Here is a 555-nt window from a genome sequence, read left to right on the forward strand (position 1 = left end):
GGACTACGATCTTGCCACTCCGGTGATCGAGGACTTGCTCAACAAGAATGCACGGTTCGTCGCCGTGGCCGGAATCGGGCTGTTATCCCCCGGCAATACCGGCCAGCTCCACGACGGCGGTCCCAGCGCCGCGCGAACGGCGCTTGCCTATGCGAAGCAGAAGGACGAGATGTACATCTTCCAGGGCGGCAACTACACCCCGGACAACATCCAAGACCTGTTCCGCGGCCTGGGTAGTGACACCGCGATTCTGCTCGACGGCGGGGGGTCATCGGCGATCGTTCTGCGCCGTGATACCGGGGGCATGTGGGCCGGCGCTGGGTCGCCGAAAGGATCGTGCGACACCCGTCAGGTGCTCTGTGACTCCCATGAGCGGGCGCTGCCCAGCTGGCTGGCGTTCAACTAAGGCTTCGCAGCGCCGGCGGGCTCGGTCCCGCTACACCTGCGGCGTCAAATCCAGCGAGGTGATGGTCGTCATCCTGGTCACCAGCCACCGCGCGTCATAACGCTTCATGAACAGCCGGTAGGACAGATACTTCAATGCTGGGATGTTGG

The 555-nt window shown here is 63.6% G+C and carries 1 protein-coding gene; it reads left to right on the forward strand.

Features of this window, described 5'->3' with window-relative positions:
• The coding region (locus FMN63_RS02655) for a phosphodiester glycosidase family protein (protein WP_148582415.1) at positions 1-406 on the forward strand (406 nt) is incomplete at its 5' end.
• Positions 407-555 lie beyond the last annotated feature (149 nt).

The organism is Stappia sp. BW2 (genome assembly GCF_008107695.1).
Lineage (GTDB): Bacteria > Pseudomonadota > Alphaproteobacteria > Rhizobiales > Stappiaceae > Roseibium.